This window comes from Microvirga sp. CF3062 (assembly GCF_036314045.1).
Taxonomy (GTDB): Bacteria; Pseudomonadota; Alphaproteobacteria; order Rhizobiales; family Beijerinckiaceae; genus Microvirga.
In genome coordinates, this window is record NZ_JAYGGN010000003.1 from 156,152 (window position 1) to 178,739 (window position 22,588).

General features: G+C 63.6%; 24 protein-coding genes. 16 read left to right on the forward strand and 8 right to left on the reverse strand.

Going from position 1 to position 22,588, the window contains the following annotated elements; all coding sequences use genetic code 11:
• The first annotated feature begins 311 nt into the window (after positions 1 to 311).
• From VB618_RS06925 to VB618_RS06955, 7 genes are all read left to right on the forward strand, one after another.
• The gene (locus VB618_RS06925; RefSeq protein WP_329795857.1) at positions 312 to 1,868 is read left to right on the forward strand and encodes an ATP-binding protein; all 1,557 of its coding nucleotides are present in this window, start codon (positions 312 to 314) and stop codon (positions 1,866 to 1,868) included.
• Between the two features lie 463 nt (positions 1,869 to 2,331).
• Positions 2,332 to 4,185: an ABC transporter ATP-binding protein gene (locus tag VB618_RS06930; protein ID WP_329795858.1), complete on the forward strand. Its 1,854-nt coding sequence runs from the start codon at positions 2,332 to 2,334 to the stop codon at positions 4,183 to 4,185.
• Between the two features lie 219 nt (positions 4,186 to 4,404).
• Positions 4,405 to 5,820: a M20 family metallopeptidase gene (locus VB618_RS06935; RefSeq protein WP_329796153.1), complete on the forward strand. Its 1,416-nt coding sequence runs from the start codon at positions 4,405 to 4,407 to the stop codon at positions 5,818 to 5,820.
• A 189-nt stretch (positions 5,821 to 6,009) separates the two neighbouring features.
• Positions 6,010 to 6,948, forward strand: coding sequence for a ring-cleaving dioxygenase (locus VB618_RS06940; protein ID WP_329795859.1), 939 nt, complete (start codon positions 6,010 to 6,012; stop codon positions 6,946 to 6,948).
• A gap of 279 nt (positions 6,949 to 7,227) precedes the next feature.
• On the forward strand, positions 7,228 to 7,746 hold the full coding sequence (locus VB618_RS06945) for a molybdopterin-dependent oxidoreductase (RefSeq protein ID WP_329795860.1): 519 nt from the start codon (positions 7,228 to 7,230) through the stop codon (positions 7,744 to 7,746).
• A gap of 30 nt (positions 7,747 to 7,776) precedes the next feature.
• Positions 7,777 to 9,711: a putative bifunctional diguanylate cyclase/phosphodiesterase gene (locus VB618_RS06950; RefSeq protein WP_329795861.1), complete on the forward strand. Its 1,935-nt coding sequence runs from the start codon at positions 7,777 to 7,779 to the stop codon at positions 9,709 to 9,711.
• A gap of 112 nt (positions 9,712 to 9,823) precedes the next feature.
• The gene (locus tag VB618_RS06955; RefSeq protein ID WP_329795862.1) at positions 9,824 to 10,213 is read left to right on the forward strand and encodes a 6-carboxytetrahydropterin synthase; all 390 of its coding nucleotides are present in this window, start codon (positions 9,824 to 9,826) and stop codon (positions 10,211 to 10,213) included.
• Positions 10,214 to 10,285: 72 nt separating this feature from the next.
• On the opposite strand, the gene VB618_RS06960 is transcribed toward VB618_RS06955, so the two are convergent.
• The 4 genes from VB618_RS06960 to VB618_RS06975 form a co-directional block, all read right to left on the reverse strand.
• Positions 10,286 to 11,104 (reverse strand): MipA/OmpV family protein, encoded by an 819-nt coding sequence (locus VB618_RS06960; RefSeq protein WP_329795863.1) that lies wholly within the window; start codon positions 11,102 to 11,104, stop codon positions 10,286 to 10,288.
• Between the two features lie 224 nt (positions 11,105 to 11,328).
• Positions 11,329 to 11,460 (reverse strand): hypothetical protein, encoded by a 132-nt coding sequence (locus VB618_RS06965; RefSeq protein WP_329795864.1) that lies wholly within the window; start codon positions 11,458 to 11,460, stop codon positions 11,329 to 11,331.
• 12 nt (positions 11,461 to 11,472) lie between these two features.
• The gene (locus VB618_RS06970) at positions 11,473 to 12,324 is read right to left on the reverse strand and encodes a Clp1/GlmU family protein (RefSeq protein ID WP_329795865.1); all 852 of its coding nucleotides are present in this window, start codon (positions 12,322 to 12,324) and stop codon (positions 11,473 to 11,475) included.
• Complete coding sequence (locus VB618_RS06975; protein ID WP_329795866.1) at positions 12,317 to 13,003, reverse strand: alpha/beta hydrolase; 687 nt, start codon at positions 13,001 to 13,003, stop codon at positions 12,317 to 12,319. The genes VB618_RS06970 and VB618_RS06975 overlap by 8 nt, the downstream gene beginning before the upstream one ends.
• A gap of 140 nt (positions 13,004 to 13,143) precedes the next feature.
• Here VB618_RS06975 and VB618_RS06980 point away from each other — a divergent pair, with 140 nt between their 5' ends.
• Positions 13,144 to 13,398: a SemiSWEET transporter gene (locus VB618_RS06980; protein ID WP_442931702.1), complete on the forward strand. Its 255-nt coding sequence runs from the start codon at positions 13,144 to 13,146 to the stop codon at positions 13,396 to 13,398.
• A 26-nt stretch (positions 13,399 to 13,424) separates the two neighbouring features.
• Positions 13,425 to 14,090, forward strand: coding sequence for an HAD family hydrolase (locus tag VB618_RS06985; protein WP_329795867.1), 666 nt, complete (start codon positions 13,425 to 13,427; stop codon positions 14,088 to 14,090).
• A 214-nt stretch (positions 14,091 to 14,304) separates the two neighbouring features.
• Here VB618_RS06985 and VB618_RS06990 read toward each other — a convergent pair whose 3' ends face one another.
• On the reverse strand, positions 14,305 to 14,853 hold the full coding sequence (locus tag VB618_RS06990; protein WP_329795868.1) for a BON domain-containing protein: 549 nt from the start codon (positions 14,851 to 14,853) through the stop codon (positions 14,305 to 14,307).
• Positions 14,854 to 14,943: 90 nt separating this feature from the next.
• On the opposite strand from VB618_RS06990, the gene VB618_RS06995 reads away from it, so the two are divergent.
• Together VB618_RS06995 and VB618_RS07000 are read left to right on the forward strand one after the other, a co-directional pair.
• Positions 14,944 to 15,216 carry an HNH endonuclease gene (locus tag VB618_RS06995; protein WP_329795869.1) on the forward strand — a complete coding sequence of 91 codons (273 nt, stop codon included), beginning with the start codon at positions 14,944 to 14,946 and terminating at the stop codon, positions 15,214 to 15,216.
• A gap of 78 nt (positions 15,217 to 15,294) precedes the next feature.
• Positions 15,295 to 15,474, forward strand: coding sequence for a hypothetical protein (locus VB618_RS07000; protein ID WP_329795870.1), 180 nt, complete (start codon positions 15,295 to 15,297; stop codon positions 15,472 to 15,474).
• A gap of 4 nt (positions 15,475 to 15,478) precedes the next feature.
• On the opposite strand, the gene VB618_RS07005 is transcribed toward VB618_RS07000, so the two are convergent.
• The gene (locus VB618_RS07005; RefSeq protein WP_329795871.1) at positions 15,479 to 16,567 is read right to left on the reverse strand and encodes a patatin-like phospholipase family protein; all 1,089 of its coding nucleotides are present in this window, start codon (positions 16,565 to 16,567) and stop codon (positions 15,479 to 15,481) included.
• A gap of 131 nt (positions 16,568 to 16,698) precedes the next feature.
• Between VB618_RS07005 and VB618_RS07010 the strand changes: the two genes are divergently transcribed.
• Entirely contained in the window at positions 16,699 to 17,334 is a 636-nt protein-coding gene (locus tag VB618_RS07010; RefSeq protein WP_329795872.1) for a dienelactone hydrolase family protein, read from the forward strand.
• Here VB618_RS07010 and VB618_RS07015 read toward each other — a convergent pair.
• On the reverse strand, positions 17,331 to 18,032 hold the full coding sequence (locus VB618_RS07015) for a winged helix-turn-helix transcriptional regulator (RefSeq protein ID WP_329795873.1): 702 nt from the start codon (positions 18,030 to 18,032) through the stop codon (positions 17,331 to 17,333). The genes VB618_RS07010 and VB618_RS07015 overlap by 4 nt on opposite strands.
• 62 nt (positions 18,033 to 18,094) lie before the next feature.
• On the opposite strand from VB618_RS07015, the gene VB618_RS07020 reads away from it, so the two are divergent.
• The 4 genes from VB618_RS07020 (at position 18,095) to VB618_RS07035 (ending at position 20,001) form a co-directional block, all read left to right on the forward strand.
• Entirely contained in the window at positions 18,095 to 18,526 is a 432-nt protein-coding gene (locus VB618_RS07020) for a VOC family protein (RefSeq protein ID WP_329795874.1), read from the forward strand.
• Between the two features lie 68 nt (positions 18,527 to 18,594).
• Entirely contained in the window at positions 18,595 to 19,017 is a 423-nt protein-coding gene (locus VB618_RS07025; RefSeq protein ID WP_329795875.1) for a YciI family protein, read from the forward strand.
• Between the two features lie 44 nt (positions 19,018 to 19,061).
• A complete protein-coding gene (locus VB618_RS07030) occupies positions 19,062 to 19,481 on the forward strand; it encodes a DoxX family protein (protein ID WP_329795876.1) in 420 nt (139 codons plus the stop codon).
• A gap of 40 nt (positions 19,482 to 19,521) precedes the next feature.
• Positions 19,522 to 20,001 (forward strand): VOC family protein, encoded by a 480-nt coding sequence (locus VB618_RS07035; RefSeq protein WP_329795878.1) that lies wholly within the window; start codon positions 19,522 to 19,524, stop codon positions 19,999 to 20,001.
• Between the two features lie 126 nt (positions 20,002 to 20,127).
• Here VB618_RS07035 and gyrB read toward each other — a convergent pair whose 3' ends face one another.
• Positions 20,128 to 22,554 carry a DNA topoisomerase (ATP-hydrolyzing) subunit B gene (gyrB, locus tag VB618_RS07040; RefSeq protein WP_329795880.1) on the reverse strand — a complete coding sequence of 809 codons (2,427 nt, stop codon included), beginning with the start codon at positions 22,552 to 22,554 and terminating at the stop codon, positions 20,128 to 20,130.
• Positions 22,555 to 22,588: the final 34 nt, after the last annotated feature.

Genomic DNA, 22,588 nt, shown 5'->3' on the forward strand with positions numbered 1-22,588 from the left:
GAGCAGGAATATGGCCCGGATTAATGATCCTTGGGCTCAGAGGTTTCATTGGCGCATCGTGCGGACCCAGAGGGCCGCGTCAGTGAAAAGTGGACCCGGTTTTCCGCGTTAACGATGCGCCAGCCAAGGGATAGAGCATCGGATCGATCCCAAAAGTGCAAGTCCACTTTTGGGTCCGATGCTCGGATCCTGCGGCATCGCGGCTGGGGATAGGGCATCTCGCCTGTGGAGAGCGCCCACTCGCCCGGCACTTCCTTAAGCCTCGCCGTGTTAGGACCATACCAGATTTCGTGATGATACGAGGGAGGCTGATGAAGGCTGGCATCGACATGGGACAGGTTTCTTCGGGAGTGGCGTCCTCCGCCCCCGGGGGACAATCGGCTTTGCTCGATCTCGAAGAGCTTCTGGCGACGCGTCTGCTCGTCCAGGGCAATTCCGGCTCCGGCAAGTCGCATCTCCTGCGCCGCCTTCTCGAGCAGAGCGCCAACCTCGTCCAGCAGGCCATCATCGACCCCGAGGGCGATTTCGTAACCCTGGCCGACAAGTTCGGCCATGTGGTGGTGGATGCCTCACGCAGCGAGGGCGACCTGCAGCGCATCGCCGCCCGCGTGCGCCAGCACAGGGTTTCGGTGGTGCTCAGCCTGGAGGGCCTCGACACCGAGGCGCAGATGCGCTGCGCGGCCGCCTTCCTGGGCGGCCTCTTTGATGCCGAGCGCGACTATTGGTATCCCATGCTCGTGGTGGTGGACGAGGCGCAGCTCTTTGCGCCTGCCGCCGCAGGCGAAGTATCGGACGAGGCCCGAAAAGTCTCGCTCGGCGCCATGACCAACCTCATGTGCCGCGGCCGCAAGCGAGGGCTCGCCGGCATCATCGCCACGCAGCGCCTCGCCAAGCTCGCGAAGAACGTGGCGGCGGAAGCCTCGAACTTCCTCATGGGCCGCACCTTCCTCGACATCGACATGGCCCGCGCCGCCGACCTTCTCGGCATGGAGCGCCGCCAGGCCGAGATGTTCCGCGACCTTGAGCGCGGTCACTTCGTGGCGCTGGGCCCCGCCTTGTCGCGCCGCCCGCTGCCGATCCGCATCGGTAAGGTCGAAACCTCCACCCGCACGGGCACCTTCACGCTCATGCCTTTGCCCGAGCAGCAGAGGCAAGACGCCCGCGACCTCATCTTCAAGGCGGGCGAGGACGAGCCCGCCCGGCCGGTGATGCCGCGCCGCGCCCCACCGCCCCCGCCGGCTCCCTCCACCAACGACCTGCTGGCTCAGCTCGCCCGCACCCGGCCTGCCGCGGCACCCGAGCCGCAGGCGGAGGAGACCGAGCAGTCCAAGGCCGAGCGCGAGGCTGCGCTCGATGCGATCCTGCGCGAGATCCTCGACGACCGGGAGGCCGCCTTCCGCTCCGTGGCCGTTCTGTATCAGGATTTTCTCGTCCGCTGCCGCATCCGCCGGGTGGCCGGCGAGCCGTTGAACCTCAACGCTTTCCGTCGTCGCCTCGCGGTCGCCCGCGCCGGCGTCGACATGGCTACTGCCGAGGGCACGGAATGGGACCGCGCCGTGACGTTCGCGGCCGATCTCACGGAGGACATCCAGGGCATCTACCTGCTCATCGCCCGCGCGGCCATGGAAGGCTCGCCCTGTCCGCCGGACGGCGAGATTGCGCGTGCCTGCGGCAGCCGCTCGCCCGGCCGGGCGCGACGCCTCATCGCCTATATGGAAACCCGCAACATCGTGGTGACCCGCAACGACCCGCGCGGCCTGCGCATCATCGCGCTCCCCGATCTCGGCTGGGAAACCGGCCCAGGCGATCCGAACGCTTTTGAAGAGCCGCAAGGGCCGGAGCCTCGGGATTTGTTTGCTGTGGGGTAGGGTGCCGCTCCTTCACTGCCCCCGTCCCAGGGAAAAGATCAAAAAAAATATCGGCTGTTTTGTAGGTCCAGCTCACATAGGCAGTTTTGCTACCAAAAAAACTAATGAGACGATTAAGACTAGTGCAGCAATTCCAAGCCATCCCGATGCATTTGCCTCTATCAGACCAAGAATTTTGACTGCGATTTCAGGGGGCTTTTCGGCCATTGGCTGAGTCTCTCAACAAAACGCACTTACCAATGACAAGAACTAGGCATAACGCTCAAGGTTGCTAGAAAGTTTTGGTGGGCTCTAACTTATCCACTAAATCTGGGCTCCTGTGTCCTCCCCTATGAACCGCGATGCCTTGAGGAGGAAATCCCAAGCCTTCAACTCATCGCGACTGCCACCCTCAAGCCAAAGAATGCTGCATCATTCCGGCCGCTGGCCCAGTTGATTCGGGTCGAAACGAACGCAGGCCCTGATGTTCCGCTTTTTCGAAACCCGCATCGATTTCAGGAAGAAGCCGCCGGAGGAGTCGCCTCCAGATACGTTGTGGGGCTTCTACTGGCACTTCATCCGGCAGGCGAAGGGCCTGTTTATTGCCCTGTTCGCGCTGGGCTTCGTGCTGGCCGTCTTCGAGGCGCTGATCCCCTGGCTCATCGGGCGCCTCGTTAATGCCCTGTCGACCACCTCTCCGGAAGGCATCTTCGATGAGGCCGGGCCGCTGCTGATCGCCATGGCGGCCATCATCCTGCTGGTGCGGCCGGTGGGCACGATCCTGTTCCGGCTCCTCGTCAACCATTCGCTCGCGGTGTCCTTCACCGCGATGGTGCATTGGCAGAACTACTGGCACGTGGTGCGCCAGCCTCTCGGCTTCTTCCAGGAGGATTTTGCCGGCCGCATTGCCAACCGGGTGCTGCAGACCGGGCGGCCCCTACGCGAGACGGTTCTCTCCGTCGCCCGCGCGGTCTGGCAGATCCTGATTTTCGGCGCGGCCTCCGTCGGCCTGCTCGGCACGCAGGATTGGCGCCTCGCCATCCCCATGGCTGGATGGTTCGTGCTCTATGCCACGCTGCTTGGCTTGTCCGTGCCGCGCATCCAGAAGCGCTCGCGCGTCTCCAGCGAGGCGCGCTCCGCCGTCACCGGCAAGGTGGTGGACAGCTTCACCAACATCATGACGGTGAAGCTGTTCGGGCGCCGCAAGGACGAGGACGAGTACATCAGCGAGGGCTACAGCCGGCTCAACGACGCCTTCATGAGCCAGCAGCGCATCAACACGCTCTACGTGGCAGGCCTCACCTTTCTGAACGCCGTCTTCCTGGTCGCCACCGGGGCCGTGGCCGTGTGGCTGTTCAGCGAAAACCGCGTCGATGCCGGCACCATGACCACGGCGCTGCTGCTCTCCACGCAGATCGTCTCCATGTCCGGCTGGGTGGCCTTCGAGGTCATGGGCATCTTCGAGAATCTCGGTACTGTGCAGGAGGGCATGAAGACCATCTCGCGCCCGCTCACCATGCAGGACAAGCCGACCGCCAAGCCCCTGCACGTGTCGCGCGGCGAGATCCGGTTCGAGAACGTCAGCTTCTCCTACGGCGAGGGCGACACGGTGATCGACCGGCTCGATCTCACCTTAAGGCCCGGCGAGAAGATCGGCCTCGTGGGCCGCTCCGGCGTCGGCAAGACCACGCTGGTCAACCTGCTGCTGCGCTTCTTCGTGCCGCAGGACGGCCGCATCCTCATCGACGGGCACGACATCGCCGACGCGCAGGAGGAGAGCCTGCGCGCACAGATCTCGGTAGTGACGCAGGACACGTCGCTTTTGCACCGTTCCATCCGCGAGAACATCCTCTACGGACGGCCGGATGCCAGCGAAGAGGCGATGCGCGAGGCCGCGCGCCAGGCTCACGCCACCGACTTCATCGAGCGCCTTGTCGACGGACGCGGGCGTCGCGGCTTCGACGCGCATGTGGGCGAACGCGGGGTGAAACTCTCCGGCGGGCAGCGCCAGCGCATCGCGATCGCCCGCGTGATCCTGAAGGACGCGCCGATCCTGATCCTGGACGAGGCGACCTCGGCGCTCGATTCCGAGGTCGAGTCAGCGATCCAGGAATCGCTCGCGACGCTGATGGAGGGCAAGACGGTGATCGCCATCGCGCACCGCCTCTCGACTCTGCAGCTCATGGACCGCCTGATCGTCATGGACGACGCGCGGATCGTCGAGGAGGGCACCCACGAGGAGTTGCTGGAGAACGGCGGCCTCTATGCCGGCCTCTGGTCGCGCCAGTCCGGCGGGTTTCTTCTCTCGCGCAAGGAGAACAGGGGCGAGAGGGTTTGAGGGTAGATCACAGCGGTGACTCTCCTCCCCCTTGTGGGGAGGAGTTGGAGGTGGGGGTGTGAGCGATAGCCTATACAGGTCAGGCGCCAGCACTCCCACCCCGGCCGCTGCGCGGCCACCCATCCCCACAAGGGGGAGGGAAAAGAGCCAGACTTTCACATGCGCGCGCTCATGCATTATGGTCGCGCCATTCCCACCACACTGAGATTTCATCAGACCATGCATAACGACCGTTTGAGCCTTGATGTCATTGCCCGCCATGTGGATGCCAAGGCCGGGGATTACTGTGCCTTGAGCGACCGCATCTGGGCCGTGCCGGAACTCGCCTTCGAAGAATATCGTGCCGTCGTCGAGCAGATCGCCATGCTGGAGCGCGAGGGCTTCCGCATCACGCCGAAGGTCGGCGGCATGGCCACCGCCTTCGTGGCCGAGTGGGGTTCGGGCGGTCCCGTCGTCGGGATCCTCGGCGAGTTCGATGCTCTGCCTGATCTGGCGCAGGTCTCCGGCCTCGCCGAGCACAAGCCCACCGTGACTGGCGCGCCGGGGCATGGCTGCGGCCACAACCTGCTCGGAGCAGGATCCGCGCTCGCCGCCGTCGCGCTGAAAGATGCACTTGAAGCGGAGGGCATCGCCGGCACCGTGCGCTATTACGGCTGCCCGGCCGAGGAGAGCGGGTCCGGAAAAACCTTCATGGCGCGCGCGGGCCTGTTCGATGATCTCGCTGCGGCCTTTTGCTGGCATCCGAGTGTAGTCAACGAGGTGCAGACCACCTCGTCGCTCGCCTGCATCCAGGCGTACTTCCGCTTCAGGGGCCGGGCGGCGCACGCGGCCGCCGCGCCCCATGTAGGCCGCTCGGCATTGGACGCGGTGGAGCTCATGAATGTTGGCGTGAACTACATGCGCGAGCACATGCCCTCCGATGCGCGCGTGCATTACGCCATCACCAATACCGGCGGCGATGCGCCGAACGTGGTGCAGGCCTATGCGGAGTCGCTCTATCTCGTGCGCTCGCCGCACCTGCCCGATGCGGAGCGGCTTTTCGAGCGCGTGAAGAAGATCGCCGAAGGTGCTGCGCTGATGACGGAGACTAGCGTATCCGTGCAGATTACGGACGCCACCTCGAACGTCGTGCCCAACAAGGCGCTGCAGGAGGCCATGTACGAGAACATGCGCCGCCTTGGCCCGCCTGCCTTCGACGAATCCGATGTCGCCTTTGCCGAGAAGCTTCAGAAGTCGGCCATGACCGAGGAGGAGATCCTTGCGAGCGTGAAGCCGCACGATCTCTCGCTCAAGACCAAGGTGCTGCACGACGGCGTGCTCGCCATGCCGGCCCGCGAGGAAGTGATGATGGGCACCACCGATGTGGGCGACGTGAGCTGGATCGTCCCGACCGTGCAGTGCCACACCGCGTGCTTTGCCATCGGGACGCCGTTTCACACCTGGCAGCTCGTCACGCAAGGCAACCTGCCTGCCGCCCACAAGGCCATGGCGGCCACCGCCGCCGATGTCTTACGCAATCCAGACCTCGTCGCCCGCGCCAAGGTGGAACTGCGGGAGCGCACCGGCGGCCGCGCCTATCGCTGCCCGATCCCGGACGATGTTACGCCGGACGATCTGCGCGCGAAGGCGGCTTGAATCCCTCTGCGTCATCCCCGGGACAAGCCCGGGGATGACGCAGAGGGTGTGAGATCTGGATGCAAAACGAACAATGAGTCCACAACCTCAGCATTGCATTTGCATTTGAGCAAAGTCAGCTTGGCGGTCGGTGGACTCGCCCCGGCGGGAATGCCGGCTTATTTACGTCTCTCAGAAATGGAGAGCGCCATGAAGCTGACCGGAATTCATCATCTCACCGCCGTCACGGCGGATGCGCGCGGCAATCATGCCTTCTACACCCAGACTCTGGGCCTGCGGCTCGTGAAGAAGACGGTCAATCAGGACGATGTCAGTGCCTACCACCTGTTCTATGCAGATGGGAAAGCTTCTCCCGGTACTGATATCACCTTCTTCGACTGGCCGGCGGAGCGCGAGCGGCGCGGCACCCACAGCATTTCCCAGACGGCCCTGCGTGTGAACGGCGAGAGGGCTCTTGCCTGGTGGAAGGATCGCTTCGATACCCTTCATGTGCGCAGCGACGAGATCATCGAGCGTGACGGCCGCCTCTCCCTCGACTTCGAGGATTTCGAGGGCCAGCGTCTGAGCCTCGTGGACGACGGCGGGCAGGGCGAGGCCCATCCGTGGGAGCGCAGCCCCGTGCCGGCCGAGCACCAGATCCGCGGCCTGGGACCGATCCGGATCAGCGTGCCGAAGCTCGAGCGCACGGCCCTCGTCCTCACCGACGCCATGGATATGCGGGCGGTCCGGGAGTATCGCGTCGGCGATACCCCGGTTCAGGTGTTCGAAATGGGCGAGGGCGGCGCAGGTGCGGAACTGCATGTGGCCGTTGAGCCGGGACTTGCGCAAGCCCGTCCAGGCGCGGGCGGCGTGCACCATGTGGCCTTCCGCACGCCGGACGAGCGAACCTATCAGGAATGCTGGGAGCGACTGCAATCCTTGAAGGCGCCGTCGAGCGGCCCGGTTGACCGCTACTACTTCCAGAGCCTCTATTTCCGCGAGCCCAACGGCATCCTGTTCGAGATCGCCACCGACGGCCCGGGCTTTGCCACCGACGAGCCCATGGACAAGCTCGGCGAGAGCCTCGCTCTGCCGCCCTTCCTGGAGCCGCGCCGGACCGAGATCGAGGCGGGTCTTAAGCCGCTCTGAAGCAGGGATTTCGGGCCGCTTCTCATCATGCGCCGCTCTGGTCTTAACCAGGGCGGCGCTCCCGGCTTCTCCTAGAAGGCTGAGGTTCTAGTGATCTCAGGACTCGCGGCACTTTGCGTACATCATCGCTCAGTACGCACGGCTACGAGGAAGTCATCTTTCATCAATCGTAATAATGTTTTATTTCCAATTTTTTGCTTCCCGTCCGGAGTTATGTAAGAGTTTCCTCAATTATCTTGTGCTTTATAGCTTCCATTACTTCTTCCGTAGAGGGTCCTCATGTCTGTCTCCAAGGTGAGAACGAGCTTGCTCGGGGTATTGATCGCGATCATTGCAGCCATGGGAGTGGCCTATGCCGCTTCACTGGCAGCCCCGGCCGACAGACCGATCCTGACGATTTCCGGAAAGATCAGCGCCACCAACAAGGATGGTACGGCGCAGTTCGACCGGCCAATGCTCGAAGCTCTCGGCATGGTCAAGATCGAGACGACGACGCCCTGGCATGAAGGCAAGAATACGTTCGAAGGTATATCCCTCGACAAGCTGATGCAGCATGTTGGTGCGACCGGACAGCGCGTTGTGGTGGTGGCACTGAACGATTACACGACCGACATTCCGGTCGAGGATTTTCGGAAGTTCAACGTAATCCTCGCCCTCAAGCGAAATGGCGATTACATGTCCGTGCGCGACAAGGGACCTCTGTTCATCATCTATCCCTATGACAGCAACCCCGACCTGAAGAGCCAGACCTATTATGCCCGGTCTGCCTGGCAGGTCGCCCGGATCGACGTAAGATAGCACGGGTAGGCTGGGTCTGGAGGCTGCCCATTGTCGCTGCGCACATTCAAAGCGGTCATCATCCTCGTGATCGGCGGCTTCCTGATTGCCGCCGTCTACGTCTCCGTGCTGGTGGTTCAGCGCCAAGGCGCGCTGCGCCAGATCTCCGTCTACAACCCAGCCTGGGAGGCGGGGCAGGCCACATCCGAGTTCATGCGCCTCGAGCAGCGCCTGGCCGAATTCGCCAGCGCCAACAGCAAGTTCGACAAGGATGAAGTGCAGCTGCGCTATGAAATCCTGCTTGGACGAGCGCAGATTCTGAACGAAGGAAGCTTCAAGGATCTTCTGCAGGTTAACCCCGAGCACGGTGAGACCCTTCTCGAACTCCAGGAAAAACTTGCGGAGGTGCAGCCGCTGATCGAGGAAATCGACCAGCGACCGGAAGCGGCACGGGAAGCTCTTGATATCCTGAGCCCCCTAGAGGGACCGCTCGCGCAGCTTGCCTCGGCTTCGCACAATCATGGGGCTGCGCTCGTCCAGAAGGATCAGCAGGAACTCATCCGCCTGCACTGGGTCTTCTCCGGCATTGCCGCGAGCCTGATCCTGGTGGGCGTCATCCTGATCCTCCTTCTCAACCGGCACAACAGGCTGCTCGGGCACGCCCACGAGGAGTTGCATGTCCTTGCTCATCAGGATGCGCTCACGGGGTTGCCGAACCGCGTGGTGCTCCGCAGCCAGCTCGAGCAGGCGCTGGCGAGCAGGAGGCCGAACGGGCGCACCATCGCCGTGTCCTACCTGGATCTCGACCATTTCAAGGATGTCAACGATTCCTTCGGTCACGAAACGGGCGACGAGTTGCTCAAGGCCGTCGCCGAGCGGCTCCGGAATTGCATTCCTGCAGTCGAGGGCCAGGTGCGGAACCTGATCTCGCGCTTCGGTGGCGATGAATTCGCGATCCTACAGACGGGCATCAGCAGGCCGGACGAGAGTTCGGCTCTCGCATCCCGGGTCGTGGAGGCCCTGCGGGCGCCGTTCAGCGTGAACGGTCAGGAGATCTTCATCGGCACCAGTATCGGCATCGCGCTGCCTCAAGGGCCCGTGACCTCGAGCCAGATCCTGAAGCATGCCGATATGGCCCTTTATCATGCCAAGGCCGACGGGCGCGGTACGTTCCGCTTCTTCGAGACTGACATGGATGCGCAGCTGCAGGCACGCCGGGCGCTGGAGGTCGATCTGCGCAAGGCCATGACAGCCGGCGAGTTCGAGCTGTTCTACCAGCCTCAAATCAACATCAAGGCCAATGAGATCGGCGGTTATGAGGCTCTGCTGCGCTGGCGGCACCCCGAGCGCGGTCTCATCTCACCGGCGGAGTTCATCCCCGTCATGGAGGATACCGGCCTCATCTCGCCGCTGGGCGACTGGATCATCGAGCAGGCCTGCAGGGACGCCGCTACATGGCCGCGCAACATCCATGTGGCAGTCAACCTTTCGCCGGTTCAGTTCCGCAGCAGAGGCATCGTGCAGAGCGTCGGCCGGGCACTGGCTGCGTCCGGACTGGATCCGGAGCGGCTGGAACTGGAGATCACCGAGTCGGTGTTGCTCCAAGATACGGAGATGACCGTGTCCATGCTGCATCAGCTGCGACAGCTTGGTGTGCGCATCGCCATGGACGATTTCGGCACCGGATACTCGTCCCTGAGCTACCTGCGAAGCTTTCCGTTCGACAAGATCAAGATCGACCAGTCCTTCGTCCGTGAGATGTCGCAGCGGGCCGATTGCCTGGCGATCGTGCGATCCGTCGCCAATCTCGGCGCGAGCCTCGGCATGCCGACCGTGGCGGAGGGGATCGAGACGGAGGATCAGCTGCGCCAAGTCCAGTCTGCCGGGTGCACCGACGTCCAAGGCTTCTACTTCGGACGGCCGAGGCCTGCGGGAGATCTGGTACATACGCTGGCGGCCCTAAGACAGGATGCCAGAGTCGCGTGATGCCCGGTGCTGTTGGTTCACCGAGCGTTCTATGATAGGCAAAATTTCGTCGCCCTGTGCCGGCAACTCCCATGATTCAAGCGCATCATCCATCATCGCTGGAGCAAGTTGAATGAAGACCTATTGCGAGTTCACATTCGAAGCCGCTCATTCGGTGGCTCCCTACTCCGGGCTGCACGGGCACACCTTCATCGTCAAGCTCACCTTCGGCGGACCCGTCGATGACGTCTATGGCTGGCCGGTCAATCTCTACGACGTCGAGAACTACATCAAGGAGATCAAGGGCGAGCACGGCTCCGGCCTCGATCACGGCAATCTCGACCTCAACGCGGAGATCGGCATCGCCTCCCTCGAGAACGTCACCACCTACATCTGGAGGCTGGTGAAGGAGCGCTTTCCGAACCTTGAAGAGGTCGAGCTCAAGCGCGGCATGGCCGGCTCCTCGGAAGGCTGCATCTATCGCGGCGAGGCAGCCGCGGCTCAGGGAAGCCTAGCAGCCTGAGAACTGTGATTGGCGACAACAAAAAAGCCGCCCCACGGGCGGCTTTCTTATTTTCAGGACCAGTGATCGCCGTTACGGCGTATAGCCGAACGAATAGGATACGGTGAGCCCCAGGCCGACCTGATGCTCGGACCCGAAGCGCTCGACGATAGGACTGTCGGCGGCGTCGCTCACGAGATGCTTGTAGGTGACGAAGGCGGTGGTCGACCATTGCTGCGACCAGTCGTAGCTGACGGCGCCGGTCGCGCCGACCGAGGTGATGCCGCCGGAAGGCCGATAGGCCGTCACTTGTCCGTTGAGCGCCGCCTCCTCGGGGGTCACGCCGAAATAGGTGCGGGTGAATTCGCCGTCGCCGAGGGACAGCCTCGGGCCGAGGGACAGGGTGACGGCCCCAAAGCGCTGCACCGCATCGAGACCGAAATCGGCCACGAAGCCCTCATGCCCGCCGAAGCCGCGCCGGATCTCGGCGCGGGCGCGCAGGAACTCCAGGGGCCAGTATTCCACGAACACGCCGGGCTCCACCGCCCAGTCGATCTTGTCGAGGCCGACGAGTTCCCGATTGTCCTCGTAGTAGCGTCCGCCCACGAAGCGGCCGACCACGCCGATGCGGAACACGGACTCGTCCAGGAACGAGAAGCTCAGGCCATCGTCGGGAGCGCTAAAGCGCTCGACCGTTCCCGCGCGGCGGAAGCTCAAGGAGGGATAGCCGATGAAGCTGAAATCGTCGGAGCCTGGATAGGGCGGCCCCGCCCGCAGGTTGCCCTTCACGGTGACGATCCAGCCCGAGGACGTCTGGATGGGTTCGGGCGCGAACACGGGGTCTGCGGCCTGGGCCAGGGTCGAGCCGGCGAGGAGGAAGGCGAGAAGGGCGAGGGATCGGGCTGTGCGCATGATTCTTCCGGCTCGTTGTTCCACCCAGCCGTCGTGACCCCAAACGGACGTAAGGTCAAGCCAAGGGTTTGTCCTATGGTTTCACAAGTCTGACCGGCCATGCCGTTTTTCAGGCAGGGCTGCAGGCGAACCTTTCCCGGAACTGGGCGGTTGTCAGGGACAGGATCCAGGGAGAGCGACTTGTCCGCACACCGTGCCAGCAGCCGTCCGCAACCAGACGAGTTTTATCCCAAACCGCCCCCGACGGAGCCCATGCCCGTCATGCCGATCCCGCCCGAGACCCCTGCGCCATCCGGCCCATCCAGCATTCCATCATCCATGCCGGAACTGCCGCCGGAGCCGGACAAGCCGGCCATCCATCCGATGCCTCAGCCTGAGGTGTCGTGAGGGGGCTGCGTCGGAACAGGTCGTTCGGCAAAATTCTCGTCGAGGCACAACAGGCCCGGAACAGCCCGGGCGATGGTGCCTGCGGCAACGGTCGACAGCACGTCGATCGTTTCGCCCACCGCATTCCAGAGCACGCCTATGCCGATATCGGTGCCTTCCCGGTCGGACAATCCCACCAGAAGATCGGCCGGAAGAGGAGCATTCGCGCCCGCTTCCTCGATCATCGTGCGGTTGAGACGCAGGATGGCTGCACCCGCAAAATAGCTTCGGAAAGCCTCCCGCCGTGCTGCGCGGCGCTCGCCATCGGTCTTGCGCCGGGCCTGCGGCGAAGATGGCAGGCGGAGCACCGGCAGGGACGGTTTAGCGCCGACGATTGCCGCAAGAGCCGGATCGTCTCCGAGGGCGATCAGCAGGTCCAACTGCAATGCGTCGATCTTCGGGGCCTTGAGGCGCAGGCCCGGTCCCGACAAAAGCCCGCTGGTGTTGACGATGAGACGATCCGCCTTGGTTCTTTGCGCCAGCCGGCCTGTACCCGCGATGAGACGCTGCCACCCGAGAACGGGGTTGGTCGTGCCGACGAAGGCCAGAGACAGGCCTTGGGCGTCACTCATGGTCACGCAGGCCGGCGGACCGATGGTTTTCTGACCGACATCCGTATCGAGCAATGCCGTGCTTCGGCCGGACTGCATGGATGTCGCCGTGAGGAAGCGGCAGAACGTGCTCTTGCCGGTGTCGCGGGCGCCGAGCACGAGAACCCGATGAGCATCCTGACCGCACACATGCTCCGCCGCTGTGGTCCATTCAGGCGGAATGTGCGGGAGAGCGTCAGCCAAGAAAGCGGATCGCTGCACGCTCGACCATGTCGGGCGGAACCACGTGCCCGCCGTCGAACTCATGGTAATCCACGTCGTAGCCGGCGCGGCGAAGCGCAGGCACGATCCTGCGACTGCAGGGATCGATGGGCAGCACCTCGTCGTGGACACCGTGGGAGATGAAGATCCGGGGCGTGTCGGCGGTCGTTGTCGGCACCAGGAAGCCCGGCGAAAAGGCCAGGATATGGTCGAACAGGTCGCCATTGATGACGCCGAGCGACAATGCGTACGAAGCCCCATCCGAAAACCCCGATACCGCGATGCGCGCCGGGTCGACGGGGTGGAGCCCGAAGACCTTCGTCAGTGCCCGGTCGATGAAAGCGACATCGGGACCGTAGCCGCCACGGATCACATCCCATGTGGGGCCGCGCGACTCGGGCGCGAGCACGATGATGCCGTGCTGCTCCGCCTGTGCTGCCACGAGATCCAGGATATGCGTAGCGATACCGCCGGCGCCATGAAGCGCCACGATCAGCGGAGCGGGCCTTGCCGGATCAAGCCCGCTTGGCACCAGGAAAGCGCCGTCGCGTGTGCCGTCCAAGCCCAAGGCATGACGGCCCGGCATTACGGGGGCGGGCGCTCCAATCTGCTCGGGACGTGCGCGAAGTCTGCCCGATGTATAATCTATGTTGCCGGCCATGAAGGTCGCACCTCGCTTTGGATCGCGCGCCAACGCTGGAGCCGCTTCTGCTGTTCCGCCATTCGAGACATGACGGAATGGCGCAGGAACATCGTTGAACCGGCAACGTTAGAGGCCTCTCAACGCAAGGGTGCCTCTCGATGTCCCTCATGGACTACACCGGCTACGCGGCCGCGCTCTGCACCACCTCGGCCTATATCCCGCAGGTGGTCAGGGTCTGGCGGACGCGTTCGACCAAAGACATTTCGCTCAAGATGTTCCTGGTTCTCGTCACCGGTCTTGCTCTCTGGCTGACCTATGGTTTCTGGAAAGGTGAGATCCCGCTGATCGCTGCGAACGGCGTCACGCTCATGCTTGCGGGCACGATCCTGTTCTTCAAACTCAGGCACGGTTGAAGGCAAAGGATCGGAGCAGGCTCCCCATGATCAAAGCAGCCATCTTCGACATCGACGGCACGCTCATCGACACCGTCGATCTTCACGCCGAGGCCTGGGTGGAGGCGCTCAGGCACTTTGGCTACGAGATCGCTTTTCCGGACATGCGCTCGCAGATCGGCAAGGGCGGTGACCAGATCCTGCACGGGCTCCTTCCGCCCGAGATGATCGAAGAGCAGGGCGACACGATCAAGGATTTCCGCTCCGATCTCTTCAAGCGCGAGTACATGCACCGGGCGCGCCCTTTCTCCAGTGTTCGGGCGCTGTTCGAGCGCATCCGTGCGGCGGGGCAGAACGCGGTGCTAGCCTCGTCCGGCACTGCAGACGAGGTCGAGAAGTACAAGCAGATCGCGGGCATCGCGGACCTCATCGATTCGGCGACATCGTCTGACGATGCGGAGCGCTCGAAGCCTTTCCCCGACATCTTCGAGGCTGCGCTCACGAAGCTCGCGCCGCTGACGCCCAACGAGGCTGTGGTGATCGGCGACACGCCCTACGATGCGGGGGCGGCCCGCAAGGCGCAGATGAAATCCATCGGCGTGCTGTCCGGAGGCTTCTCGGAGCAGGCTTTAAGGGATGCCGGCTGCATCGCGGTTTACCGCGACGTCGAGGATCTGCTGCACCGCTACGACAGCTCGCCGCTCGCCATGTAGACGTTTCCCTCAAGGCAGGGAAAAGAGAAGACAAACACGTTCCTTTGGCCTCCCCGTCGTCATCACCGGCCTTGTGCCGGTGATCTCGATTGGAAGAACACAGCGCCTCATATGATCGGGATGGCCGGGACAAGCCCGGCCATGACGGTGGGAGAATGATCCATTGAGGAGCGATCCAGAGGCATGCTCCGCTGCCGGTCACAGGTGTCTCTTTTCAGACACCCTGGACGCGAAGATTGTTCTGGACGTGCGAGACGCCCGAGGCGAGTTCCGCCAGGTCCTCGGCGCGGCGCTTGAGGCCGCGGCTCGTGACGGTGCCGTTAAGCGTGATCTCGCCATCCTTCACGAGGACTTCGATGTTCGAGGCATCGATCATCGGATCCTCCGTCAGGCGCTCGCACACATCCTCGTGGATGCGCTCGTCGGACCGCCGGTAGCCCTTGGGACCACGGCCGCGATGCTCGCCTGTCGCAGAACGGTCCGCATCCCGACCGGTGCGCACATCGGCATCGTTCGGATCGCGGGTGCCGAAGGCGCCGTAGCCGGAGCGGGGCCGGCTGTAGCCGGGATCGAAGCCCTCGTCGTCGGGCGGACCACCCCGTCCGTCATCAATCACGCCTCCGGTAAACGGGTCGGCATCGCTGCCGTAGCCGCCGGGATATTCCCGGCCCTCGCCGCGGAAGCCCACGGCGCCCTGGGGCACGTCACCGTAGCCGTTGTCGTCGTTGAAGGGGTTCCGGTTCCTGCGGCGGGTGTCTACCATGGCGTATGCTCCTGTGATTGCAAGAGCAACCACCCGGCTTGCCCGTGGTTCCACACGCTACTTGCAACGCACGAAGAGCACCTCAGCCCTATGAAAGCCGCGCAGCGCATCAAGCTTTTTGACGATGTCTATGCCCGTGACGAAGGGCGCTGCGTCTATTGCGGGATCCCTGCACGCCGCCCCGGCCCCGGGGTGAAGCGTGGGCCTGATCTCGCAACCCTCGACCATGTGCATCCGAGATCCCTCGGCGGGCCGCTCACCCGCGACAACCTCGTCCTGGCCTGCTCCGCCTGCAACAACGAGCGCGGCACCATGGAGGCGGAGGCGTTCAGGATTCATAAGGCCGGCAAGACCATGGCCTGAGCCCCGGCAGGCGATGTGGAACAGGGCTGTCCGCAGCGACGTTCGACAGCCGATGTCATCATTCGAATGGAGACAGCGATGAACATCGAGGATCAAGTGCGCGAGGCCATCGTGGCGGAGCTGAAACGCCAGTCGGAGGGCGGTCAGCAGGGCTTGCGCGTCAGGACGGGCGAGGCCGAGACGATCACCATCGAAGGTCAGGTCAATCTCGATGAGCTCACCATGGCGGTGGTGGGGTCACTCGCCGGCGGGCCTTGACCGTTCAGATGCCCGACGCAGCAGTGCCGGCTTCCGCCGAGGCCGCCTCCTGCTCCGGGCTCAGGGCAAGGTAGCGCAAGCGGTGCCGCTCAGTAGGAGCGCTATCCAGGAGCGCGAGGCTCTTTTCCATGTCGCGCTGCCCGGCGGCCCAGCGGTCGCGGATGGAGGACGGCGAGTAGTCGAAAGTCTTTCCCGCCCGCTCGTCGCTTCCCGCAAAATAGGCCATGTGCAGCAGCGTCGCCTGGGGACCATCCGGCTCCAGTTGCTCACGCAGCGCATATTCACGCTTGAGCCCCTTCAGGGTCCGTCGCGTGGGGCTTGCGAAGATCATGTCGTTGGCCCGTTCCGCGGCAGCGTCGAGCGAGGCCGGACGCGCGGCATGAAGGCTGAACAGCTCGACGGCGATGCAGGTGAAATCCTCCTGCGGGGGTTCTGCGAAGGGCACCTCAAGGGGCAGGTTGTTGGTGTAGCCCGGATCGCAGAGCAGACGCCCGCCAATTTCGACCGGCGGGAAGATCGGCGTGATGGCGGAACTCGCCAGAAAATGCTCCGGCGTCAGCCTCTCGCGGGTGTTGTCGAAGAGCACATCGTCGCCGGTTTCGAGATCGACGCAGCCGACCGTGAGACGAATGTCGGCCCGGTTCAGCCGGTCGAAATCGACGAGCCGTTCCAGCGTCTGCTGAAGAGGGCTGTGATCGTAGAGCGACACGTCGCTCGGCATCCAGGGCAGCATCGAGAACATGCCGGGGAAACGATGTCCGAACAGGCCAGGCCGGCCGAACAGGAGAGCGGTGATCGTGTGCAGCTCGTTATAGGTGTGTCGGATCTTCGTGCCGCGCCCGAGCAGGCCCGGCGTGCTGATCATCGCCTCGTCCCAGAACGCCTTGAGCCGCGGCAGGCGATCCTCAGGCGCGTTGCCAGCGATGATGGCCCCCGTTACTGCGCCGATGGACCCGCCGACGATCCATTGCGGCATGATCTCGCGCTGCTGCAGGTACTCGTAGGCGCCCGCGAGGTAGGAGCCGAGCGCATTGCCGCCGCCGAGCACGAGAACGAGCGGTTGTTGCTGACCGGGCTTTGACGAAGGAGCCATCCTGAATGCCTTGGAAAGGGAGCCTGCCGGCATTGCCGAATTGAAATAGCGCTCCCATGCGGTCATAGGAGAGGGCAGGGAACGCACGCAGCCAGCAGCGGTTCCGCGGCAGGCATGATGGGGAGATGGGCATGGCCAAGCAGGAGATTGCGATCAAGACCCAAGACGGAACCGCCAGGGCCGGCCTGTTCCAGCCGAGTCACCGGCCTGCGTCGGAGGTGCCCGGCGTGATCCTCTACATGGATGCTTTCGGGCCTCGTCCCGCGCTCGATGCCATGGCCGAGCGCCTTGCGAGCGAGGGCTATGTGGTTCTGCTGCCCGACCTCTTTTATCGCTACGGCGATTACGGACCCTTCGATGCCCAGACGGCCTTCAGCGAAGAGCCTAGCCGCACCGCGTTGCGGGGCATGATCGGTGATACGACCCAGGATATGACCCGGCGCGACAGCGCGGCCTTCCTGGATGCACTCACGCAAGCGGGCGCGACAGGCAGGATCGGCACCGTCGGCTATTGCATGGGCGGCAGCCGCGCCATCAATGCGGCGGCGGCCTATCCCGACCGCATCGCCGCGGCGGCGAGCTTCCAGCCGGAGCAGTCGGCCGTGCTGGCGCAGGCCCTGCGCCGGGCCGAGATCGACCATGTGATCGAGAACTATGTCGGCATGGCGCATGGCTGGGCCGTTCCCGACAGCAGGGTCTATGACGCACGCGGGGCCGAGCGCCATTGGAAGCGCCTGCTCACCTTCTTCGACGAGACGCTGCGTTAGGCTGGCTTGGAGGCCTTCGGCGGCAGGGGGAACAGACCAGTGAAACGCCGGGCAAGGACGCGGTCGCCCTCGACCTGAAGGGTGCCAGCCTCTTCCAACGCTTCCAGCGGCTGCCCGCCATAGATCGCACCCGCCAACACCGGCGGCATGCCGGTGAAAATCAGGTCGGCGCCGTCGAGAGCGCCGCGGGTGATCTCGATTCGGCCCTCCGTCAGATGCGCCAGGAACGTCTCTTCGCCGAGGCGAAAGCCCACCCGCGCCTCCAGGCCCTTTGCCCGCTCGGAATCGAGCATCGTTCTCAACGACAGCAGGAAGGACGCGGTGCTGAAGGGCAAGGTCGGGTCGTGCAGGGGCGAGCGCGCCGCCCAGCGGCCGAGCGCCTGGAAGATCGGCTCGCTCTCATAGCCCCATTCCGTCAGCTCGTAGACCTGGGCGGCAGCGGGCGGCGGCAGCTTGCGGCGCACGAGCACGCCAGCCCGCTCCAGGCCCTCGAGACGCTGGGTGAGCACATTGGCGCTGATGCCCGGCAGGCTCTCGCGCAGGTCGCTGAAGCGCTTTGGGCCCATCAACAGCTCGCGTATCACCAGAAGCGCCCAGCGCTCGCCGACGAGGTCAAGCGCGTGAGCCGCCGCACAGGCGTCCTCATAATGGCGCTTGGAGCGAGTCTCTGGCCTTTCAGTTATTTTTTCTAACTTCATAGTTGCTATTAATAACTTTCCATGGAATCAATGTCAAATCACAAGCCGAAAGGGGAACGCCCATGTCCAAGCTGATCTTCATCAACCTGCCCGTCAGCGACCTGCCCAAGTCCATCGCCTTCTACGAGGCCCTGGGTGCGGTGAAGAACGAGCAGTTCACCGACCACACCGCCGCCTGCATGGTCTTTTCCGAGACTATCCATGTGATGCTCCTGACCCATGACAAGTTTCGTCAGTTCACGCCGAAGAAGATCGCGAATGCGCGGGAGACCACGGAAGTGCTGATCTGCATGTCGGCGGAGAGCCGCAGCGATGTCGATGGGACGCTCGCCAATGCCGAAGCGGCCGGCGGCATCATCGATCCCGGCCCGAAGCAGGATTACGGCTTCATGTACGGCCGCAGCTTCGAGGACCCCGACGGCCACATCTGGGAAGTGATGTGGATGGATATGGAAGCTGCCAAGGAAACCATGGGCGAAATGGCGTCGGCCTGATTGGTCGACCGGCCAAGGCAAAAACCGGCAGGCCGATGGGATCTGCGCGGAATACAGGAGAGAAGACAATGCGCGTGATGGTTCTGGTGAAGGCGACGAAGGACAGCGAGGCGGGCATTCTGCCATCGACCGAACTCCTTGAGGCCATGGGCAAGTTCAACGAAGAACTGGTCAATGCCGGCATCATGCTGGCCGGCGATGGTCTGAAGCCTTCGTCTCAAGGCAAGCGCGTGGCCTTCGATGGCCCGAACCGCACCGTCATCGACGGGCCCTTTGCCGAGACCCATGAGTTGGTTGCCGGCTACTGGCTCTGGGAGGTCAAAGACATGGCCGAGGCGATCGAGTGGGTGAAGCGCTGCCCTAACCCCATGCCCGGCCCGAGCGAGATAGAAATCCGCCCGTTCTATGAAATGGCGGATTTTGCAGAGGTCGTGACGCCCGAGGTCTCCGAACTGCTCGATCGGACAAGCGAAAAGCTGGCCAGCCGCTGAAAGCCCGTCGGCTGCTATCGAACAAAGGGGAAGGGGATGAACGAATGACCACGATGCCACACACAGCAACGGCAGAGACAGCTTCCACGAGCAGCGGACTTGCCTGGACCGGACGAGCCTTGAGCGGGCTCGTCGTTCTCTTCCTCTTGTTCGACGGCGCCATCAAGCTGGTGCCGCTTCAGGTGGTGATCGATACGGTGATCCCGCTCGGCTGGCCGACGGATCCCATGACCTGGCGCGCTCTCGGTGTCGTGCTCATCGCCTCAGCCCTTCTCTACGCCTATCCGCGAACGGCCTTCCTGGGAGCGATCCTGATCACCGCTTATCTCGGCGGCGCAGTTGCCACCCATGTGCGGGTCGGCAGTCCGCTCTTCAGCCATATCCTGTTCGGCGTCTATGTGGGCATTGCCCTGTGGGCCGGGCTCTGGTTGCGCGATCCGCGCATCCGGGCGCTGCTGCGCTAGCGTTCAAGCACCTCCCAACGATCACCGGAAGGATCATTCGATGTCCAAGATCACACCTTGCCTGTGGTTCGACGGAAAGGCCGAAGAGGCGGCGCGGTTTTATGTCTCGCTGCTTCCAGACTCGCGCATCGACGCCGTGCTGCCCTATACGGTCGAAACACCCGGCGGAAATCCGGGAGACACCATGTTGGTGGAGTTCACGCTCGCAGGCGAGAGCTACATGGCCCTGAACGGCGGCCCGTATTTTCAGTTCACGCCGGCCATCTCGCTTTTCGTGAGCTGCAACGATCAGGCCGAGATCGACCGGCTCTGGGATACGTTGTTGGATGGCGGTACGCCGATGCAATGCGGCTGGATCACGGACCGCTACGGCGTCTCCTGGCAGGTCGTGCCCGCGAGGCTCGGTGTCATGATGAAGGATAAGGACGCCGCAAAGGTGCGTCGGGTCACGGAGGCGATGCTTCAGATGATCAAGCTCGATGTCGGCCAGCTGGAGAAAGCCTACACGGCTATTGGGTAACCTGGTCCACGGGTCGCAAAACACAATTCGATGCGTTCGCCATATGCGGAATGCAGCTTGGAGCAAAAAAGAAAGGCGGAGCAGTTTTCGACTGCTCCGCCTTTCCTGAAAGTTGATGGGCTGTTGTCAGACGTCCAGGTTTGCCACCGAGAGCGCATTCTCCTGGATGAATTCGCGGCGCGGCTCCACCACGTCGCCCATGAGCTTGACGAAGAGATCGTCGGCGTCGGTGGTGTCCTTCACCTTCACCTGCAGGAGCGAGCGCACGTCGGCGTCGAGAGTGGTCTCCCAGAGCTGCTGGGCGGTCATTTCGCCGAGGCCTTTGTAGCGCTGGAGTTGCAGGCCCTTGCGGCCGGCTGCAAGCACGGCATTGAACAGCGAGAGCGGACCGTCGATCTGCATCTCGTCGTTCTTGCGCACGAGCTTTGCCGGTTTCCCATAGACGTCCTGCAGGGACTTGGCGCGCTCGTCGAGCTTCTTCGCTTCCTGGCTGGCGATCAGCGCCTGATCGAGGGTTGCGGTCTGCGTCACGCCGCGTACGGTGCGCGAGAAAACATAGCCGCCATCGCGAACCTCGCCGGTCCACCCGCGCTCGAGCTCTTCCGAGATCGCATCGAGACGCTGGGCGATGTAGATCGCAGCGGCAGGACCGCGGTCGGGATCGTCCACGACGTCGGGACGCAAGGCGCCGGCAGTCGCAGCCTGCTCCACCGCCTTGCGGTTATAGCGCGTGTGCAGGCTGTTCAGGACCTGGCGCACGAGGCGAGCCTCGTCGATCAGGCCTTTCAGCTGGTCGCCGTGGAACTCCACGCCGGTTTCAAGGCGCAGTGCGGCGTTCTCGATGCCCTCGCCGATGAGGTAATCTTCCAGCGCGCGCTCGTCCTTGAGATAGATCGAGGACTTGCCGCGGGCCGCCTTATAGAGTGGCGGCTGCGCGATGTAGAGATAACCGCGGTCGATCAGCTCCGGCATTTGCCGGAAGAAGAACGTGAGCAGCAGGGTGCGGATGTGCGAGCCGTCCACGTCCGCGTCCGTCATGATGATGATGCGGTGGTAGCGCAGCTTGTCGAGGTTGAACTCCTCACGGCCGATGCCTGTGCCGAGGGCTGTGATCAGCGTGCCGATCTCCTGGCTGCCCAGCATCTTGTCGAAGCGCGCGCGCTCCACGTTGAGGATCTTTCCGCGCAAGGGGAGAACGGCCTGGAAGGCGCGGTTGCGACCCTGCTTGGCGGAGCCGCCAGCCGAATCGCCCTCGACGAGCAGGAGTTCGCACTTGGACGGGTCGCGCTCCTGGCAGTCGGCGAGCTTGCCGGGGAGCGACGCGATATCGAGTGCTCCCTTGCGGCGGGTGAGCTCACGCGCCTTGCGAGCGGCCTCGCGGGCGGCGGCTGCTTCCACCACCTTGCCGACGAGCGTGCGGGCCTCCTGCGGATGCTCTTCGAGCCAATTGTTGAGGGCCTCGTTGACCACGTTCTCGACCGCCGGGCGCACCTCGGACGAGACGAGCTTGTCCTTCGTCTGCGACGAGAATTTTGGATCCGGCACCTTCACGGACACGACGGCGGTCAGGCCCTCGCGGCAATCGTCGCCGGTGAGCGAAACCTTCTCCTTCTTCGCAAGGCCTGAGGATTCCGCATAGCCGTTTACCTGGCGTGTGAGCGCCGCGCGAAAGCCCGCAAGGTGCGCGCCGCCATCCCGTTGCGGGATGTTGTTGGTGAAGCAGAGCACGTTCTCGTGGTATGAGTCGTTCCACCACAGAGCCACCTCGACGCCGATGCTATCTTTCTCGGCGCGGATCATCACCGGCTGCTGGATCAACGGTGTTTTGGCGCGGTCGAGATAGCGCACGAAGGCCTCGACGCCGCCCTCGTACATGAGCTCTTCGCGCTTGTGCTCCGCATGGCGCTTGTCGGTCAGGATGATGCGCACGCCTGAATTCAAGAAGGCGAGTTCGCGCAGGCGGTGCTCCAGGGTGGCGTAATCGTACTCCACCATGGTGAAGGTTTCGGTGGAGGCCAGGAAGGTCACTTCCGTTCCGCGCTTGTCCGGTGCGTCGCCGACGACGGCCAGAGGCGCCACGGCATTGCCGTGCTTGAACTCGATCTCGTGAGCCTTGCCATTGCGGTAGATGCGCAGCTTGAGCCAGCTCGAGAGCGCATTCACCACCGAAACGCCGACACCGTGCAGACCGCCGGAGACCTTGTAGGAATTCTGGTCGAACTTACCGCCCGCGTGCAGCTGGGTCATGATGACCTCGGCGGCCGAGATGCCCTCTCCCTGATGGATATCGGTGGGGATGCCGCGGCCGTTGTCGGTGACCGTCACCGAGCCGTCGGCGTTCAGCGTGACCGTGACTTCCGTTGCGTGACCGGCGAGCGCCTCGTCGATGGCGTTGTCCACCACCTCATAGACCATGTGGTGCAGGCCCGATCCGTCATCGGTATCGCCGATATACATGCCCGGCCGCTTGCGCACCGCATCAAGGCCCTTGAGCACCTTGATCGATTCCGCGCCATAGGCGTCGGCACTCACGTTGATAGCAGGTTCTGCCATTTGGGATCCTTCAAGGCACAGCGAAAGGACAGGG

Coding starts and splice junctions, on each gene's coding strand:
- VB618_RS06925 (WP_329795857.1), top strand. CDS start 312: ATGAAGGCTGGCATCGACATGGGACAGGTTTCTTCGGGAGTGGCGTCC.
- VB618_RS06930 (WP_329795858.1), top strand. CDS start 2,332: ATGTTCCGCTTTTTCGAAACCCGCATCGATTTCAGGAAGAAGCCGCCG.
- VB618_RS06935 (WP_329796153.1), top strand. CDS start 4,405: ATGCATAACGACCGTTTGAGCCTTGATGTCATTGCCCGCCATGTGGAT.
- VB618_RS06940 (WP_329795859.1), top strand. CDS start 6,010: ATGAAGCTGACCGGAATTCATCATCTCACCGCCGTCACGGCGGATGCG.
- VB618_RS06945 (WP_329795860.1), top strand. CDS start 7,228: ATGTCTGTCTCCAAGGTGAGAACGAGCTTGCTCGGGGTATTGATCGCG.
- VB618_RS06955 (WP_329795862.1), top strand. CDS start 9,824: ATGAAGACCTATTGCGAGTTCACATTCGAAGCCGCTCATTCGGTGGCT.
- VB618_RS06960 (WP_329795863.1), bottom strand. CDS start 11,104: ATGCGCACAGCCCGATCCCTCGCCCTTCTCGCCTTCCTCCTCGCCGGC.
- VB618_RS06965 (WP_329795864.1), bottom strand. CDS start 11,460: ATGGCCGGCTTGTCCGGCTCCGGCGGCAGTTCCGGCATGGATGATGGA.
- VB618_RS06975 (WP_329795866.1), bottom strand. CDS start 13,003: ATGGCCGGCAACATAGATTATACATCGGGCAGACTTCGCGCACGTCCC.
- VB618_RS06980 (WP_442931702.1), top strand. CDS start 13,144: ATGTCCCTCATGGACTACACCGGCTACGCGGCCGCGCTCTGCACCACC.
- VB618_RS06985 (WP_329795867.1), top strand. CDS start 13,425: ATGATCAAAGCAGCCATCTTCGACATCGACGGCACGCTCATCGACACC.
- VB618_RS06990 (WP_329795868.1), bottom strand. CDS start 14,853: ATGGTAGACACCCGCCGCAGGAACCGGAACCCCTTCAACGACGACAAC.
- VB618_RS06995 (WP_329795869.1), top strand. CDS start 14,944: ATGAAAGCCGCGCAGCGCATCAAGCTTTTTGACGATGTCTATGCCCGT.
- VB618_RS07000 (WP_329795870.1), top strand. CDS start 15,295: ATGAACATCGAGGATCAAGTGCGCGAGGCCATCGTGGCGGAGCTGAAA.
- VB618_RS07005 (WP_329795871.1), bottom strand. CDS start 16,567: ATGGCTCCTTCGTCAAAGCCCGGTCAGCAACAACCGCTCGTTCTCGTG.
- VB618_RS07010 (WP_329795872.1), top strand. CDS start 16,699: ATGGCCAAGCAGGAGATTGCGATCAAGACCCAAGACGGAACCGCCAGG.
- VB618_RS07015 (WP_329795873.1), bottom strand. CDS start 18,032: ATGAAGTTAGAAAAAATAACTGAAAGGCCAGAGACTCGCTCCAAGCGC.
- VB618_RS07020 (WP_329795874.1), top strand. CDS start 18,095: ATGTCCAAGCTGATCTTCATCAACCTGCCCGTCAGCGACCTGCCCAAG.
- VB618_RS07025 (WP_329795875.1), top strand. CDS start 18,595: ATGCGCGTGATGGTTCTGGTGAAGGCGACGAAGGACAGCGAGGCGGGC.
- VB618_RS07030 (WP_329795876.1), top strand. CDS start 19,062: ATGACCACGATGCCACACACAGCAACGGCAGAGACAGCTTCCACGAGC.
- VB618_RS07035 (WP_329795878.1), top strand. CDS start 19,522: ATGTCCAAGATCACACCTTGCCTGTGGTTCGACGGAAAGGCCGAAGAG.
- gyrB (WP_329795880.1), bottom strand. CDS start 22,554: ATGGCAGAACCTGCTATCAACGTGAGTGCCGACGCCTATGGCGCGGAA.